Raw genomic sequence first — 14,936 nt, 5'->3', positions numbered from 1 at the left:
TCAAACGGTATCGTGATAATGGCCGCCATGGAAATCGTCACCTTTCTCGTCGACTTCGTCCTGCACGTCGACAAGCATCTCGAAGCCTTCGTCATCGCCTACGGGCCCTGGGTGTATGGCTTGTTGTTCCTCATCGTGTTCGTCGAGACCGGGCTGGTCGTGATGCCCTTCCTGCCGGGCGATTCGCTGTTGTTCATCGTCGGCGCGCTGTGCGGCGCGGGGCTGATGAGCTTCGGGCTCGCGGTGCCGATCCTGCTCGTGGCCGCCATCCTTGGCGACCAGTGCAACTTCAGCATCGGCCGCTATTTCGGCCCGAAGGTCTTCCAGTGGGAGAGTTCGCGCTTCTTCAACCGCAACGCGTTCAATCAGGCCCACGCCTTCTACGAGCGCTTCGGCGGCGTCACCATCATCCTGGCGCGCTTCATGCCCTTCATCCGTACCTTCGCGCCTTTCGTGGCGGGCGTGGCGGAGATGAACCGGGGCAAGTTCACGCTCTTCAACGTCGTGGGCGCGCTGCTGTGGGTGGTCGGCCTCTGCACCGTCGGCTATTTCTTCGGCAATCTCCCGATCGTGAAGGAACACCTGGAGAAGATCATCTGGGCGTTGATCCTCATACCGGGCCTGATTGCGATCTACGGTGCGTGGCGCGCCCGCGGCGCATCGGCCGCGCGCTGAGCAGGGGCCACGTCGCGGTTGCGCCCTTTGCTAGGGGCGCTGCCGCTCCGGCACCCGCGCCGTCAGCGGCGCCGGAACGTAGCCCGGGTCGAATTGACAGCCGCCGCCAAAGCGGATGTCGAACGCCTTGCAACTTTCGGCAATGCTCGCCGGCGTAGGCTTGCGACCGTTATCGACCCAGTCGAGCAAGGCAGCGAAAAGCGTGGGGTATTCAGCGTCGCTCAGGTAGCTGTGCTCGGATTCGCGGCTGAAGGTCTGGACCAGCAGTTCCGCCGTGCCAGCGCGCTCCCGCGCATCGCGATAGGCCGATTCGAGTTCGACGAAAGCCGTCGGGTCGTCGATGGCGTGCAGGCCGAGCGTCGGCACGTTCACCCGACCGGTCGGATCGCTGTCGGCGGCGAGCTTGCGCACGGCTGCGGGGTCCGCACGGTAGCGCAGCACCGCCGCGTTGAGCGCGATGTCGTCGGCGGATCCGCTGTACTTCACACCGATGTTGCCGAATGGGTTGATGCCGTCGAGCCGCTCCTGCACTATGTCCCGGAACAGGAAGGTGGCCCAGTTCACGTTGCCGACGAGCGATCGTTCGGGAATGCGGATGGTGTCGAGGAGTTGGTCGAGGTTCGCACGCTGTTGTGCGGTCCGTTCGGCCGGCGGCTTGCGCACGCCGGTGCAGTCGTCGATGCGGCCTGCCAGTTGGGCCGACGTGAGTTTCGAATCGCGCGGAAGGCCTTGCCAGAGCGGATAGGCAGGCTCGCTCGGCAACGGATGGTTGTTGCAGATGTACTGGTAGACCACGCGCAGGTCCAGTCGGTAGTCGTAGGCTTGCGTGCCACCGCCGAGGACGCCGCTCGTGAGCAGCACGCCGTCGTACGGGCCCTTGCGCCCGTCGACCGTCGCATACATTTCGGCGGCCTTGGCAGCCACCCCGGCACCGTAGCTCTGGCCGTGCAGCAGGGTGCGGCGCGGAGTGCCGAAGGTCTGGACGAACCATGCCCGCAGGCGCTCGGTGTCTTCGGCCGCCATCGTGACGCCGTAGCCTCCGCGTCGGTAGGTCGACCCAGCCCACGCGTAGCCGGCCTTCACCGTGATCGCCCATCGCTGGAGATCTTCGGTGGCGCGCGCCATCGTCGGCGCACCCAGTTCCGGGCCGCCATGCGCATGCATCACGAGCACCTGGTTCCAGTTGGCGGGAATGGCGCCCCAGTAGAAGGCACCGGCGCTGTCCTGCCCGCTGTAGCAACGCGTGTCGTCGGGGATGCCTGTGGGGCAGGGCGATGTGGCGGGCGGAGGAGAGGCGTTCGCGCGTTGCGGGGTCGGGCCGGCGTTGTGCGTCGCGCTGCACGCGCTCAGGACGACGGCGCATACGGCGATGAGGATTTGAAGTTTTTGTCTCATTCCGCGTTTATACGTTCAGGCGAGCCACGAAAAAGCGCGCCCTAAGGCGCGCTCTTTGGTCACGACCAGGTCCTTGCTCAGTAGCGCGGACCGTTGTTCGGGTAGTAAGTGTTGTTGGGGTAGTAGGTGCGCTCGGAATTGCGCTCGTCGACGTTGCGGCCCACCTGATTGCCGATCAGACCGCCCACCGCAGCACCACCGACGGTACTGGCCGTATTGCCGCCGATCGCATGCCCGATCACCGCGCCGCCGACCGCACCGCCTGCGGTGCCGAGCTGCTGGTTAGGGCCGCCTGCGCAGCCGGCCAATGTGAGAACGCAAGTGGCAGCCGCTGCCGAGATCCAGAGTCTTGTCTTCATGATGTCCACCTTTCAGTGATTGGGTGAATTCATTCTCTGGAGAACGCTGTTGCGGGATGTAGGAGACGGCCCCGGTACGGTGACCGAAAGCGTGGTCGCACCTTGCGCGACTGCAGCGCTGCGCACTGCGCGCCAACACCTGCTCGGCTTGATGACCCGCGCGAAAGTGTCATCAGAAGTTGCCGCTGCGCAGCGGCGCCGTCGAAGCGCGTGCGCACTGACCATCACCGCAGGCCGGGTGCGCGCACAGCGGGCCGCAGGCAAGCAGGAACCGGCTTGGGCGTCGACAGCCAGAACCTGAACGGCGCGAACCGCATCTACGAAGACTGCGGTTTCATCGTGGTCAAGCGCAACTGCGTGTTCCGCAAGCCGCTGGAACTCGACCAGGTGCCTTGAGCCCCGGCGCCCGGGACTACTCGATCGCCTTGGCCATGTCCTCGACCACCTTCTTGGCGTCGCCGAAGACCATCATGGTCTTGTCCATGTAGAACAGTTCGTTGTCCAGGCCCGCATAGCCCGCGGCCATCGAGCGCTTGTTCACGATCACCGTCTTGGCCTTGTAGGCCTCCAGGATCGGCATGCCGTAGATCGGCGTGCCCTTCTGCAGCGCCGCCGGGTTCACCACGTCGTTGGCGCCCAGGATGATCGCGACGTCGGCCTGGCCGAACTCGCCGTTGATGTCCTCCATCTCGAAGACCTGGTCGTAGGGCACCTCGGCCTCGGCCAGCAGCACGTTCATGTGGCCCGGCATGCGGCCGGCCACGGGATGGATCGCGTACTTCACCGTCACCCCATGCTCGGTGAGCTTGGCCGCGAGTTCCTTCACCGCGTGCTGCGCCCGCGCCACCGCGAGACCGTAGCCCGGCACGATGATCACGGTCTCGGCATTGGAGAGCACGAAGGCCGCGTCGTCCGCGCTGCCGCTCTTGACCGGACGCTGCTCCTTCGCGCCGGTGGCGGCACTGGCCGCCTCGCCGCCGAAGCCCCCCAGGATCACGTTGAAGAACGAGCGGTTCATCGCCTTGCACATGATGTAGCTCAGGATCGCGCCCGAGGAGCCCACCAGGGAGCCCGCCACGATCAGCATCGCGTTGTTCAGGCTGAAGCCGATGCCCGCGGCCGCCCAGCCCGAGTAGCTGTTGAGCATCGACACCACCACCGGCATGTCCGCCCCGCCGATCGGGATGATGATGAGAACGCCCATCACGAAGGCCAGCACCAGCATCGCGAGGAAGGCCGCCCAGCTCTCGGTGGCCATGTAGAGCAGGCCCAGCGCGATGGTCAGCAGGCCCAGCACGAGGTTGAGCATGTGCTGGCCCTTGAACTGCACCGGAGCGCCCTGGAAGAGGCGGAACTTGTACTTGCCCGAGAGCTTGCCGAAGGCGATCACCGAGCCGCTGAAGGTGATGGCGCCGATGGCCGCCCCGAGAAACAGCTCCAGCCGGTTGCCCGCAGGGATCGCATAGCGCAGGAAGCCGTCCACGATCATCGTGCCCTCGGGCGTGTTGACCGTGCCGCTCGCCGCCACCGGCAGCGGGGTGATGCCGAAGGCCCAGGGCTCGACCACCGCGGCCACCGCGATGAAGACAGCGGCGAGACCGATCATGCTGTGGAAGAAGGCGACCAGTTCGGGCATCTGCGTCATCTCGACGGTCTTGGCGCGGTAGGCGCCGTAGCCGCCGCCGACCACCAGCCCGAGCAGCACCCAGGCCATGCCAATCATCCTGCCGCCGGAGAGCTGCACGATCAGCGCGGCGGTGGTGAGGATGGCAATCGCCATGCCGACCATGCCGAAGAGGTTGCCCCGGATGGAGGTGGTGGGGTGGCTGAGGCCCTTGAGGGCCTGGATGAAGCAGACCGAGGCGATCAGGTAAAGGAGCGTGACGACATTCATGCTCATGATGCATTCCCCTTGTCGCCTGCGGCCACCTTCTTGTCCTTCTTCTTGAACATCTCCAGCATCCGCCGGGTGACCAGGAAGCCGCCGAAGACGTTCACTGCCGCGAGCGCCACCGCCAGCACGCCCATGGTCTTGCCGAGACCTGTCTCGGTGAGCGCTGCCGCCAGCATGGCGCCAACGATCACGATCGCCGAGATGGCGTTGGTGACCGCCATCAGCGGCGTGTGCAGCGCCGGGGTGACGGTCCACACCACGTGGTAGCCCACATAGATGGCCAGCACGAAGATGATCAGGTTGATGACGGTGTGTGAGACGGGATCCATGGCTGCTTCTCCTCGCTTGTTCGCGGTTTCGCGCTGTTCGCTGGTTTTGTCTGTTCGGCTTACTTCTTGGTGACCTGGCCGTCCTGCGCCATGCGGCAGGCCGCCACGATGTCGTCCTCCAGGTCGATCTTCAGCGCGCCTTCCTTGGTCACGATGAGCTTGAGGAAGTCGAGCACGTTGCGCGCGTAGAGCGAGGAGGCGTCCGCCGCGACGAGCGCCGCGAGGTTGGTCTCGCCGACGATGGTCACGCCGTGCTTGACCACCGTCTTGTCGGCCTCCGACAGCGGGCAGTTGCCGCCCACGCCGTCGGGGCCCTTGCCCGCGGCGATGTCGACGATGACCGAGCCCGGCTTCATCGACTTGACCATGTCCTCGGTGATGAGGGTGGGTGCGGCCCGGCCCGGGATCAGGGCGGTGCTGATCACCACATCGGCCAGCGCCACGCGCTTGGCGACCTCGACCTGCTGGCGCGCGAGCCAGCTCGGGGGCATCGGCTTGGCGTAGCCACCGACGCCGACGGCCGCTTCCTTCTCTTCATCGGTGTCGTAGGACACCTCGATGAACTTGCCGCCGAGCGATTCGATCTGCTCCTTGACCGAAGGGCGCACGTCGGAAGCTTCGATGACGGCGCCCAGGCGCTTGGCGGTGGCAATGGCCTGCAGGCCGGCCACGCCGACGCCCAGGATCACGACCCGCGCGGCCTTCACGGTGCCTGCAGCAGTCATCAGCATCGGGAAGAAGCGCTGATAGCGATCGGCCGCGATCATCACGGCTTTGTAGCCCGCGATGTTGGCTTGTGAGGACAGCACGTCCATGCTCTGCGCGCGCGTGGTGCGCGGGGCGGCTTCAAGGGCGAAGGCGGTGAGGCCCGCGGTCGCGAGGCGCTGCAGGCCCGCGGCGTCGAAGGGGTTGAGCATGCCGATCACGACGGTGCCCGGTTTCATGAGGGCGAGTTCGTTGTCGAAGGGCGAGCGCACCTTCAGCACGATGTCGGCGCCGAAGGCACCGGACTGGTCGGTGATCTCGGCACCGGCTGCCTGGTAGGCCGCATCGGTGACGCTGGCGGCCACACCCGCACCCGACTGCACTCGGATGACATGGCCCTGGGCCACGAGCTTCTTCGCGGTCTCGGGAGTGACGGCGACACGGGTTTCGCCCACGGCGGTTTCAGCGGGAATGCCTATCTGCATGTTCGATGGACTCCAGGCGTTGAGGCCGCGCTGCGCAGCCATACGAGGCGGGGCATCGGTGCGCTCATTCGAAGTTCAGCAGCACCTTCATCGCCTGCGACCGATCCGCGGCGAGCGCGAAGGCACGGGCCGAATCGCGATAGGACAGCGTCGCCGAGATCAGCGGCTTCACGTCGACCAGCCCCTTGTTGAGCAGCGCCACTGCCACCGCGAATTCCTCGTGGAATCGGAAGGCGCCGCGCAGGTCGAACTCCTTCGCCACGATGGTGTTGATCGGCAGCGTCATCTCGCCGCCCAACCCAAGCTGCACGATGATGCCGCGCGGCCGCAGGGCATCGAAGGCGCCACGCAGTGCGCGCTCGTTGCCGCTGGCCTCGAACAGCACGTCGAAGTGTCCCTTGTCGGCGGTGAATCGCTTCAGGCCGTCCGGCTCCTCGGCCACGTTGACCACTTCGTCGGCGCCGACCTTGAGCGCCTTGCCCAGCGTGTGCGCGCCGACATCGGTCGCCACGATGTGCGTGGCGCCCGCGCGCCGCGCGGCAATGATGGCCAGCGCGCCGATCGGCCCGCAGCCGGTGACCAGCACGTTCTTGCCGAGCAGAGGGCCGGCGCGGCGCACCGCGTGCAGCGCCACCGACAGCGGCTCGGCCATCGAGCCTTCGCCGTCGCTCACGCTGTCGGCGAGCCGGTGGGCCTGCCAATGCTCGACCACGATCTCCTGGCGGAACGCGCCCTGCACATGGGGCGTGCGCATCGCGCTGCCGTAGTAGCGCATGTCGAGGCAGTGGTTCTGCAGGCCCTGCTGGCAATAGCGGCACAGTCCGCAGGGCCGGCTCGGGCTGATGGCCACGCGTTCACCCGCGACGAAGCCGCCGGCATCGGGCCCGGCCTCCTCAACGATGCCCGCGACCTCGTGGCCCAGCACCATCGGCTCCTGGATGCGCACGGTGCCGAAGCCGCCATGCTGGTAGTAGTGCAGATCCGAGCCGCAGATGCCGCCGCAGCGCACGCGAACGCGCAACTGGCCCGGGCCGGTGGGCGGCGTGGGATAGGTTTCTACGCGCAAGTCGCCGGGGGCGTGAATGACGAGGGCTTCCATGAATTCTTCTCCTGTTTTTCTAGAGCGTTGCTGTCACGCCGCCGTCGACGTAGAGGATGTGGCCGTTGACGAAGTTGGAGGCCTCGCTGGAGAGGAACACCGCCGCGCCCACCAGGTCCTCGACGTCGCCCCAGCGCCGCGAGGGCGTGCGCCCGACGAGCCACTTGGTGAACTCCTCGTTCTTCACCAATGCTTCGGTCAGTTCGGTCTTGAAGTAGCCCGGCCCGAGGCCGTTGACCTGGATGCCGTGCTGGCCCCAGTCGATGGCCATGCCCTTGGTCAGCATCTTCACCGCGCCCTTGCTCGCCGTGTAGGGCGCGATGCCGGGGCGGCCGAGTTCGCTCTGTACCGAGCAGATGTTGACGATCTTGCCGCGTCCGCGCGGGATCATTTTTTGTGCGACCGCCTTGCCGACGAGAAACACGCTGTCGACGTTGGTCTTCATCAGTTCATGCCAGTTCGCTTCCTCGAACTGGTCGAGCGGCCCGCGGCGCTGCATGCCTGCGTTGTTGACGAGGATGTCGATGGCGCCGATGTCGGCTTCGATGCGGCCGATGGCCTCGTTCACTGCCTCGCCCGAGGTCACGTCGAACGCGGCCGTGAAGACCGTGGCGCCTTCGTCGCGCAGCTGCGCGGCGGCCTGGTCGAGCTTGGCGGCATTGCGTGCGTTGAGGATCACGCGGGCGCCGGCACCGGCCAGTCCGCGAGCCAGTGCGAAGCCGATGCCCGCGCTGGAGCCGGTGATGAGCGCCGTGCGCCCGGTGAGGTCAAAGTTCTTGAGGACGGATTGCAACAGGGTCTCCAGCAGTGAATGGGGTTTCGCCGAGCCAGCGCAGGACGGCCTCGCACTGTGCCTGAATCGGCTGCGTCGCGTCCGTTCGGACAACGCCGGGCTCACCGAGAGGCGGTTCGAGCACCTGGAACTGGTTGTCCACGAGGCTGGCCGGAAACAGGTGGGCGCGACGGGCCGCGACCCGTGCCTTCGACGCTTCGCGGCTGATTTCGAGGTAGACGATCTTCAGGGTCGGCGCGGCTGCGCGCAGGCGATCGCGGTAGCGTCGCTTTAACGCGGAACAGGTGAGCACCGTGTGGTCCGGGGAGAAGGCCAGCACCGAGCCGAGCTTGGCGAGCCAGGGTTCCCGGTCGTGGTCTTCCAGGGCGATACCGCGCCGCATCTTGTCGCGGCTTTCCGGCAGGTGGTAGTCGTCGCCTTCGACGAGCAGGCCCTCCAGTGCGCGCGCCAGGCTGGCCGCGACCGTCGACTTGCCGCAGCCTGCGACCCCCATGACGAGCAACTTGTGGGGCATCGCTCAGTTCGCCATGACCTGGGGATTGACGGGCGTCGGCGGGCGGCCTGCCGACGGACCGAAGCCGAGCGCGGCAATGAGGTTCTCGGCGGTGAGCGCGGCCATGGCATGACGGGTGCGCACCGAGGCACTGCCGATGTGCGGCGTCAGCACCACATTCGGAACCGTCAACAGGTCGGTATGGATCGCGGGCTCGCCCTCGAACACGTCCAGACCGGCAGCGGCGATCGTGCCGTCGCGCAGGGCCTGCGCCAGCGCGGCGTCGTCGACGATGCCGCCGCGTGCGATGTTGGTGAGCGTGGCGGTGCGTTTCATCTGTGCCAGTTCGGCTGCGCCGATCGCATGGTGGGACGAAGGCGAGTAGGGCACCACCAGCACGAGGTGGTCGGCCTCCCTCAGGAGCGTCTGCTTGTCGACATGGCGGGCCGCGCATCGGGCTTCGAGGTCTGCGGGCAGGCGCGAGCGATTGTGGTAGATCACCTTCATCCCGAAGCCGGACGCGCCGCGCCGTGCGATGGCCTGGCCGATGCGGCCCATGCCGAGGATGCCCAGCGTCGCGCCGTGCACGTCGCCGCCCACGAACATGTCGTAGATGCCGGTCTTCGTCCATTCGCCCCGGCGCAGGAAGCGTTCGGATTCGGCGATGCGGCGCGCGGTCGCCATCATCAGTGCGAACCCGTAGTCGGCGGTGGTCTCGGTCAGAACGTCGGGCGTGTTGGTGACGAGCACGCCGCGCTCCGTGCAGGCCGCGACATCGACGTTGTTGTAGCCCACGCCGACATTGCAGACGGCCTTGAGCGAAGGACAGGCGTCCAGCAGCGTGGCATCGATGCGCTCGCTGCCGGTGCTCATGACGCCTTGCTTGCCCTGGAGCCGTTGCACGAGTTCAGCGGGGCGCCAGACCGTGTCGGCGGGGTTGTCCTCGACGTCGAAGTGCGCCCGCAGGCGGTCGGTGATGTCGGAAAAAGTGGCTCGGGTGGCCAGGACGGCGGGGCGCATGAAAGTCTCCAGCAGGTCGGTCAGCGGTGGCCCAAAGGTATCCGCACCGCCGGAAGCGACCAAGACGGGATCGTTCTGGTGCTATTCAAAACGCTTATGTATGCGGATTGGAGCGTGGAGACCGCTCGCTATGCGGGCGGTCGTGGGCCGTCGCCGCCCACTCAATCCAGCTTCAGCGCGCCGAGCCGGTCGATGATCAGGTCATGCAGCGTCTGCGCAGCCACGGAGAGGCTGCCCTCACGACGCCGCACGAGGTACACCGTGCGCCTCAGCGACGGCAGCGGCAACGGCCGCGTCACCAGCGTCTCGCGCCGGAAGTGAAACAGCGTGAGCGCCGGCACCGCGCTGACGCCGAGCCCGGCCTCGACCAGGCCCATCACCGTGGCCAGATGCTCGACCTCGAAAGTCGCGTTGAGCCGCAGCGGGTGCAGTGCTGCGTCGAGCGACTGTCGCACGCTGCTGTTGCGCGCCATCTGGATGAAGGGCCAGGGCGCGAGCTTCTTCATCGTCAATCGCGGTTCGGTCGCGAGGGGATGGTCGGCGCGGCAGACGAGGTGGAAGCGGTCGCTGCACAGCTTGCGCGCCAGCAGATCACTCGCCGAGGCAGTGCCGGCTTCCGACGAAGCCAGCGCGAAATCCGCCTGGCCGCCGCGTAGCTGCGCAATGCAGGCGTCGGACAGCGCATCGTGCAACTCGATGGCGATGCCCGGCCACGCCTGCTGGAACTCCGCGAGGATCGACGGCAGCCATCCGGCGGCCAGCGAAGGCAACGCGGCGACGCGCACGCGGCCCTTGCGCCGCTCGACGTGGTCGGCGAGGTCCTTGATGGCGCTGCCCATGTCGTCCAGCAGGCGACGGGCCGAGCCGTCGAACAAGCGGCCTTCGGGCGTCAGTTGCACGCTGCGCGTATCGCGGTCGAACAGCCGCGTCCCGAGGGCATCCTCCAGGCCGCGAATCAACGCGCTGAACGCCGGCTGCGAGAGGTGGCAACTCTGCGCCGCGCGCGTGAAGTTGCACTGGTCGGCCAGCGCCAGGAACGCGCGCAGTTGGCGCGTCGAGAGATCAAGGGTCTTCATGCATTGATCCGGAATGCGGATGAATCCATCCGAACTTTCGATTTTACGGATGAGGCGGCGGCGCCTAGAGTGCAGTCCATGAACCCCATCGACCGCCCCCCGCTCCTGATCGGCTGCGCCGCCGGCTTCTCGGGTGATCGCACCGACGCCGCGGGCCCGGTGGTCGATACGCTCATCGCCCGTCTTCAACGCGGCCCCGCTGGCCAGCGCGCCTTCCTGATCTTCGAGACCCTCGCCGAGCGCACCCTGGCGCTTGCGCAGTTGCGTCGGCGGGCCGACCCCGAAGCGGGCTACGAGCCGTTGCTCGACGCGATGCTGCGCCCGGTGCTCGCGCGTTGCCTCGCGCAAGGCGTCCGCATCGTCAGCAACTTCGGTGCTGCCAATCCGCGCGCCGCGGCCCGGCACATTGCGCGCATGGCGCGCGAACTCGGCGCCGAGCCGCCGCACATCGCGGTGGTGGAGGGCGATGACCTGTCGTCGCCCGCGCAAGTCGCGCTGTTGCGGGAACAGCTTGGCGCAAGGATGGATGGCATCCGACTCGTCAGCGCCAACGCCTACATCGGCGCCGAGCCGATCGCGGCCGCGCTCGATGCAGGCGCGCAGATCGTCGTCTGTGGGCGTGTGGCTGATCCGTCGCTCACCGTCGGGCCGGCGATGTCGCACTTCGGCTGGCGCAGCGACGACTGGGAGCGGCTCGGCCGCGCAACCATGGCCGGCCATTTGCTCGAATGCGGTGCGCAAGTCTGCGGTGGCTACTTTGCCGATCCGGGCTACAAGGACGTGCCGGGCCTGGAGGCGGTCGGCTTCCCCATCGCCGAGATCGATGCCGACGGCTGCTGCACGATCGGCAAGGCCGACGGTACCGGAGGCCTCGTGACGGAGGCGACCGTGAAGGAACAACTGCTGTACGAGGTGCATGACCCGGCGGCATACCTGACACCCGATGTCGTCGCCGACATCTCCGAGGCGGAAGTCCGCGCGCTCGGTGCGGACCGCGTGGCGGTGTCCGGCGTGCGCGGCCATGCGCGGCCGACGCACTACAAGGTCAACGTGTGCCATGAAGGCGGCTGGCTGGCCGAGGGCGAGATCTCCTACGCGGGGCCGCGTGCCGAGTCGCGCGCAAGACTGGCCGCCGATGTGCTGAGGAAGCGTCTGGACGGCCTCGCGTTGCGCGTCGACCTCATCGGCGCAGTCAGCGTATTCGGCGACGACGCGGGCCGCACGCTCGCGGCGACACCGGACGCGGGTTTGCGCGATGTCCGCCTGAGGGTTGCCGCAACGCATGAGGACCGCGCGCAGGCCGAGCGCCTCGCGCGCGAAGTCATGGCGCTGTACACCTGCGGCCCGGCCGGTGGCGGCGGCGTGCGGACCGCGCTCACGCCGCGGCTCAACACGATCTCCTGCCTGTTGCCACGCGAGGCGGTGCCCGTCGGCTTCGCAAGGATCGAGGCGGTGACCGCATGAACACGCTTCACGAAATAGCCCTGTACCGCGCCGCGCACGGCCGCACCGGCGACAAGGGCGATCGCTCCAACATCAGCGTCATCGCGTGGCATCCGGCCCTCTATCCGTTGCTGGTGGAGCAAGTCACGCCCGAAGCGGTGGCTGCGCAGTTTCGGCATCGCGCGCCCGAGCGCGTGCAGCGCTTCCTGCTGCCGAGGCTCCATGCGATGAACTTCGTGCTCGACGGCGTGCTCGACGGCGGCGTGAACGATGCGCTGAACCTCGACACGCACGGGAAGGCGCTGTCCTTCCTATTGCTCGACCTGCGGATCCACGTTCCGCAGGACCTGCTTTCCCTGCTCGCCGGCAGCGACGAGCCCTGATTTCCCCATCTCGCCTACTCACCCTCTGGAGACAAGACAATGAAACGCTTCCCCTTCACCATGCTCGCTGCCGCGCTGGCGATCGTCCCGTTGCTGGCACAGGCGCAAGCCTTCCCCGAGAAGGCCATCACCTTCGTGGTTCCCTTTGCTGCGGGCACGGCCACCGACCAGATCGCCCGCGCGATCGGCAACGGCGTGACGGCGGAGACGAAGCAGCCCGTGGTGATCGACAACAAGGCCGGCGCCAGTGGCTTCATCGCCTCGCAGCAGGTCGCGAAGGCGCCGGCGGACGGCTACACGGTGCTTATTACCACCAACACCACGCACGCGGCCAACGAGCACCTCTTCAAGAAGCTGCCCTACGACCCGGTGAAGGACTACGCGCCCATCGCCGCGCTCGGCAAGGGCGGCCAGATCATGGTGGTCAACCCGTCCTTCCCCGCCAAGACCGTTGCCGAGTTCGTCGCGCTGGCGAAGAAGGAGCCGGGCAAGTACAGCTTCGGCAGCGGCAGTTCGTCGAGCCGGATGGCGGGCGAGCTGTTGCAGCAGATGGCCGACATCAAGCTGCTGCACGTGCCCTACAAGAGCAATACGCTCGCGGTGACGGACCTGCTCGGCGGCCAGATCAACATGATGATCACCGACACCGCAACCGGCCTGCCTCAGGTGAAATCGGGCAAGCTGCGCGCACTGGGTGTCTCCAGCGCCACGCGTTCGACCTTGGCGCCTGACGTACCGACGATCTCCGAAGCCGGCGTCAAGGGCTACGAGATGGGCTACTGGTTTGCCGCCTATGCGCCGGCCAAGACGCCGCCCGCGGTGATCAAGCGACTGAACGAGTTGCTGGTCAAGGCCGCGAAGAGCGAGGCGGCCAAGGCCGCGTTCTACGAACCGACCGGGACCGAGGTCTTCACGACATCGCCGGAAGAGCTTGCAAAGTTCCAGGCGGCCGAATCGCAGAAGTGGGGCCGCATCGTGAAGTCGGCGGGCATCGAGGCGGAGTAACTCCCCCGGCTACCGCCCCACGGTCGACATCACCGTCGCCCGGCATCGCGGCTGTTCGGCGGGCGGCAGGAGGCGGCAGTTGTCCAGCGCGCGCTGCTGCATGTCGCTCAGCCGGGGCTGATTGCGCCGCGGGGGCGGCGGCGGCTGGTGCCAGTGATGCGGTGGTGGCGATTGCCAGTGGTGCGGCGGCGACTGCCAGTGTTGCTGGTGACCCCTGCGAACCCAGCGATGGCCATTGCCACGCTGCCAGCCCCTGTCCCACATGCAACGCTCGAAATTGACGCCCCTGCGATCGCAGGCGTGCAGGTCGCGATCGAACTGGGAGCTGTTGTGCCACTGGGCCATGGCGGGTAGCGCCGTCAGCGCCGCGACCGCCAGCGCGAGTGTCGAGATCACTTTCTTCATGATTCCGGATTCTGCGCCCGCCGTCGGCGCGGAGTTGCAGCAATTTGCGCCAACGGGCGCCGCGGTTGCGCTATCGGAACTGCTGCCCGCTTCACTTGCGCGGCCGGTCCTTGCGCTCGTACTTGCGCCAGTACTGGAACTCTTCCTCGTGGACTTCGATGTCCAGTTCGGAGATCCTGGCCTGCAGCCGCTCCTGCACCTCGGCCACGGCGCGGTTGTAGATGACCGGGCCGACTTCCTCCAGGAAGAAACCGAGGAGGGCGCCCGCGGCGATGTTGCCGATGGGCTCCTCCATGTTTTCGCGGAAGTACCTCTCGATGGAGGTGATGGCCTCTTTCCGGGATTCCTTGCTCAGTTCGATCGTCATGAAAACCTGCCCTCCATGCGCATATGGTAGGGCTTATGGAATGGGCGATCTCCGTCGGCGCCACGCGCGCCAACGCGGATGTCAGGCCTCCTGCGGCCAGTAGAGCCGCCGGGGGTTGTCCACCAGCAACTTGCGCTGCAACTCGGGCGTGGTCGCGATGTGCGGAATGAAGTCGACCAGCAGTCCGTCGTCGGGCATGTGGTCCTTCAGGTTCGGATGCGGCCAGTCGGTGCCCCAGAGCACGCGGTCTGGGAATGCCTCGACGATGCGGCGCGCGAACGGAACCACGTCGCGGTAGGGCGCCTGTTCCTGCGCCAGTGCCGGGGGTCCGCTCACCGACAGGCGCTCGGGGCAGCTGACCTTGGTCCACACGTTCGCGTGCTCGCGCATGAACTTCACGAAGAGCTCGAACTCGGGACCGTCCACCGGCTTGCGGACGTCCGGGCGCCCCATGTGGTCGACCACGACGGTGGTCAGCAGGCTGGTGAAGAAATCCCACAGCTCCGGGAGGTCGACCGCTTCGAAATAGATCACCACATGCCAGCCGAGGCGGTGGATCCGGGTGGCGATCTCCATCAGTTCGTCTTTCGGCGTGAAGTCCACCAGTCGCTTGACGAAGTTGAACCTGACGCCGCGCACGCCGGCGGCGTGGAGCTCGTCGAGTTCGGCGTCGCTGATGCTGCGCCGGACGGTGGCAACGCCCCTTGCACGGCCATCCGAGGCGCGGAGCGCATCGACCAGTGCCCGGTTGTCGGCGCCATGGCATGTGGCCTGGACGATGACATTGCGATCGAAGCCCAGGTGATCGCGCAGCGCGAAGAGCTGGTGCTTCGACGCATCGCAGGGTGTGTACTTGCGCTCCGGCGCGTAGGGAAACTCCGCGCCCGGCCCGAAGACATGGCAATGCGCGTCCACGCTCCCGGGCGGAAGCTCGAACCTGGGCCTGGAAGGACCGGCGTACCAGTCGAGCCAGCCGGGCGTCTTGATGAAATCCGTCATCGGTCTACCTT

At 67.0% G+C, this 14,936-nt stretch carries 17 protein-coding genes; 4 read left to right on the top strand and 13 right to left on the bottom strand.

Going from position 1 to position 14,936, the window contains the following annotated elements:
• Positions 1 to 27: 27 nt before the first annotated feature.
• Positions 28 to 675 (top strand): DedA family protein, encoded by a 648-nt coding sequence (locus ACSFBL_RS09255; protein WP_435515480.1) that lies wholly within the window; start codon positions 28 to 30, stop codon positions 673 to 675.
• A gap of 30 nt (positions 676 to 705) precedes the next feature.
• Here the strand turns inward: ACSFBL_RS09255 and ACSFBL_RS09250 are convergent, their stop codons facing one another.
• The 10 genes from ACSFBL_RS09250 to ACSFBL_RS09205 form a co-directional block, all read right to left on the bottom strand.
• Positions 706 to 2,070, bottom strand: coding sequence for a hypothetical protein (locus ACSFBL_RS09250; RefSeq protein ID WP_435515479.1), 1,365 nt, complete (start codon positions 2,068 to 2,070; stop codon positions 706 to 708).
• A gap of 77 nt (positions 2,071 to 2,147) precedes the next feature.
• Positions 2,148 to 2,429 (bottom strand): glycine zipper domain-containing protein, encoded by a 282-nt coding sequence (locus ACSFBL_RS09245; protein ID WP_435515478.1) that lies wholly within the window; start codon positions 2,427 to 2,429, stop codon positions 2,148 to 2,150.
• Positions 2,430 to 2,841: 412 nt separating this feature from the next.
• On the bottom strand, positions 2,842 to 4,329 hold the full coding sequence (locus tag ACSFBL_RS09240) for an NAD(P)(+) transhydrogenase (Re/Si-specific) subunit beta (protein WP_435515477.1): 1,488 nt from the start codon (positions 4,327 to 4,329) through the stop codon (positions 2,842 to 2,844).
• Positions 4,326 to 4,652, bottom strand: coding sequence for an NAD(P) transhydrogenase subunit alpha part 2 (locus ACSFBL_RS09235; RefSeq protein ID WP_435515476.1), 327 nt, complete (start codon positions 4,650 to 4,652; stop codon positions 4,326 to 4,328). The genes ACSFBL_RS09240 and ACSFBL_RS09235 overlap by 4 nt, the downstream gene beginning before the upstream one ends.
• Before the next feature lie 59 nt (positions 4,653 to 4,711).
• A complete protein-coding gene (locus ACSFBL_RS09230) occupies positions 4,712 to 5,842 on the bottom strand; it encodes a Re/Si-specific NAD(P)(+) transhydrogenase subunit alpha (RefSeq protein WP_435515475.1) in 1,131 nt (376 codons plus the stop codon).
• 64 nt (positions 5,843 to 5,906) lie between these two features.
• On the bottom strand, positions 5,907 to 6,941 hold the full coding sequence (locus tag ACSFBL_RS09225; protein ID WP_435515474.1) for an L-idonate 5-dehydrogenase: 1,035 nt from the start codon (positions 6,939 to 6,941) through the stop codon (positions 5,907 to 5,909).
• A gap of 19 nt (positions 6,942 to 6,960) precedes the next feature.
• Positions 6,961 to 7,734: a glucose 1-dehydrogenase gene (locus ACSFBL_RS09220; protein ID WP_435515473.1), complete on the bottom strand. Its 774-nt coding sequence runs from the start codon at positions 7,732 to 7,734 to the stop codon at positions 6,961 to 6,963.
• Positions 7,709 to 8,248 (bottom strand): gluconokinase, encoded by a 540-nt coding sequence (locus tag ACSFBL_RS09215; RefSeq protein WP_435515472.1) that lies wholly within the window; start codon positions 8,246 to 8,248, stop codon positions 7,709 to 7,711. Before ACSFBL_RS09215 ends, ACSFBL_RS09220 begins: the two co-directional genes overlap by 26 nt.
• Before the next feature lie 3 nt (positions 8,249 to 8,251).
• Positions 8,252 to 9,247, bottom strand: a complete 996-nt coding sequence (locus ACSFBL_RS09210; protein ID WP_435515471.1) for a 2-hydroxyacid dehydrogenase — start codon at positions 9,245 to 9,247, stop codon at positions 8,252 to 8,254.
• A gap of 161 nt (positions 9,248 to 9,408) precedes the next feature.
• Positions 9,409 to 10,323, bottom strand: coding sequence for a LysR family transcriptional regulator (locus ACSFBL_RS09205; RefSeq protein ID WP_435515470.1), 915 nt, complete (start codon positions 10,321 to 10,323; stop codon positions 9,409 to 9,411).
• Positions 10,324 to 10,401: 78 nt separating this feature from the next.
• Here ACSFBL_RS09205 and ACSFBL_RS09200 point away from each other — a divergent pair, with 78 nt between their 5' ends.
• From ACSFBL_RS09200 to ACSFBL_RS09190, 3 genes are read left to right on the top strand one after another with little or no spacing between them, the layout of a single operon-like run.
• Entirely contained in the window at positions 10,402 to 11,787 is a 1,386-nt protein-coding gene (locus tag ACSFBL_RS09200; protein WP_435515469.1) for an acyclic terpene utilization AtuA family protein, read from the top strand.
• A complete protein-coding gene (locus tag ACSFBL_RS09195) occupies positions 11,784 to 12,149 on the top strand; it encodes an AtuA-related protein (RefSeq protein ID WP_435515468.1) in 366 nt (121 codons plus the stop codon). Before ACSFBL_RS09200 ends, ACSFBL_RS09195 begins: the two co-directional genes overlap by 4 nt.
• A 39-nt stretch (positions 12,150 to 12,188) precedes the next feature.
• Positions 12,189 to 13,154: a Bug family tripartite tricarboxylate transporter substrate binding protein gene (locus ACSFBL_RS09190; RefSeq protein ID WP_435515467.1), complete on the top strand. Its 966-nt coding sequence runs from the start codon at positions 12,189 to 12,191 to the stop codon at positions 13,152 to 13,154.
• A gap of 9 nt (positions 13,155 to 13,163) precedes the next feature.
• Here ACSFBL_RS09190 and ACSFBL_RS09185 read toward each other — a convergent pair whose 3' ends face one another.
• From ACSFBL_RS09185 to ACSFBL_RS09175, 3 genes are all read right to left on the bottom strand, one after another.
• Positions 13,164 to 13,559, bottom strand: coding sequence for a hypothetical protein (locus tag ACSFBL_RS09185; RefSeq protein ID WP_435515466.1), 396 nt, complete (start codon positions 13,557 to 13,559; stop codon positions 13,164 to 13,166).
• Positions 13,560 to 13,650: 91 nt separating this feature from the next.
• Positions 13,651 to 13,926, bottom strand: a complete 276-nt coding sequence (locus ACSFBL_RS09180; protein ID WP_435515465.1) for a DUF2164 domain-containing protein — start codon at positions 13,924 to 13,926, stop codon at positions 13,651 to 13,653.
• Positions 13,927 to 14,007: 81 nt separating this feature from the next.
• Entirely contained in the window at positions 14,008 to 14,925 is a 918-nt protein-coding gene (locus ACSFBL_RS09175; protein WP_435515464.1) for an amidohydrolase family protein, read from the bottom strand.
• Between the last annotated feature and the right edge of the window lie 11 nt (positions 14,926 to 14,936).

This window comes from Variovorax glacialis (assembly GCF_051216375.1).
In the GTDB taxonomy this organism is placed as follows: domain Bacteria; phylum Pseudomonadota; class Gammaproteobacteria; order Burkholderiales; family Burkholderiaceae_C; genus Variovorax.
Note: the sequence above shows the minus strand (reverse complement) of the source record. Positions and strands in the feature narration are given on the sequence as shown.

Coding starts and splice junctions, on each gene's coding strand:
- ACSFBL_RS09240 (WP_435515477.1), bottom strand. CDS start 4,329: ATGAGCATGAATGTCGTCACGCTCCTTTACCTGATCGCCTCGGTCTGC.
- ACSFBL_RS09200 (WP_435515469.1), top strand. CDS start 10,402: ATGAACCCCATCGACCGCCCCCCGCTCCTGATCGGCTGCGCCGCCGGC.
- ACSFBL_RS09215 (WP_435515472.1), bottom strand. CDS start 8,248: ATGCCCCACAAGTTGCTCGTCATGGGGGTCGCAGGCTGCGGCAAGTCG.
- ACSFBL_RS09185 (WP_435515466.1), bottom strand. CDS start 13,559: ATGAAGAAAGTGATCTCGACACTCGCGCTGGCGGTCGCGGCGCTGACG.
- ACSFBL_RS09245 (WP_435515478.1), bottom strand. CDS start 2,429: ATGAAGACAAGACTCTGGATCTCGGCAGCGGCTGCCACTTGCGTTCTC.
- ACSFBL_RS09235 (WP_435515476.1), bottom strand. CDS start 4,652: ATGGATCCCGTCTCACACACCGTCATCAACCTGATCATCTTCGTGCTG.
- ACSFBL_RS09255 (WP_435515480.1), top strand. CDS start 28: ATGGAAATCGTCACCTTTCTCGTCGACTTCGTCCTGCACGTCGACAAG.
- ACSFBL_RS09250 (WP_435515479.1), bottom strand. CDS start 2,070: ATGAGACAAAAACTTCAAATCCTCATCGCCGTATGCGCCGTCGTCCTG.
- ACSFBL_RS09210 (WP_435515471.1), bottom strand. CDS start 9,247: ATGCGCCCCGCCGTCCTGGCCACCCGAGCCACTTTTTCCGACATCACC.
- ACSFBL_RS09180 (WP_435515465.1), bottom strand. CDS start 13,926: ATGACGATCGAACTGAGCAAGGAATCCCGGAAAGAGGCCATCACCTCC.
- ACSFBL_RS09175 (WP_435515464.1), bottom strand. CDS start 14,925: ATGACGGATTTCATCAAGACGCCCGGCTGGCTCGACTGGTACGCCGGT.
- ACSFBL_RS09205 (WP_435515470.1), bottom strand. CDS start 10,323: ATGAAGACCCTTGATCTCTCGACGCGCCAACTGCGCGCGTTCCTGGCG.
- ACSFBL_RS09190 (WP_435515467.1), top strand. CDS start 12,189: ATGAAACGCTTCCCCTTCACCATGCTCGCTGCCGCGCTGGCGATCGTC.
- ACSFBL_RS09230 (WP_435515475.1), bottom strand. CDS start 5,842: ATGCAGATAGGCATTCCCGCTGAAACCGCCGTGGGCGAAACCCGTGTC.
- ACSFBL_RS09195 (WP_435515468.1), top strand. CDS start 11,784: ATGAACACGCTTCACGAAATAGCCCTGTACCGCGCCGCGCACGGCCGC.
- ACSFBL_RS09225 (WP_435515474.1), bottom strand. CDS start 6,941: ATGGAAGCCCTCGTCATTCACGCCCCCGGCGACTTGCGCGTAGAAACC.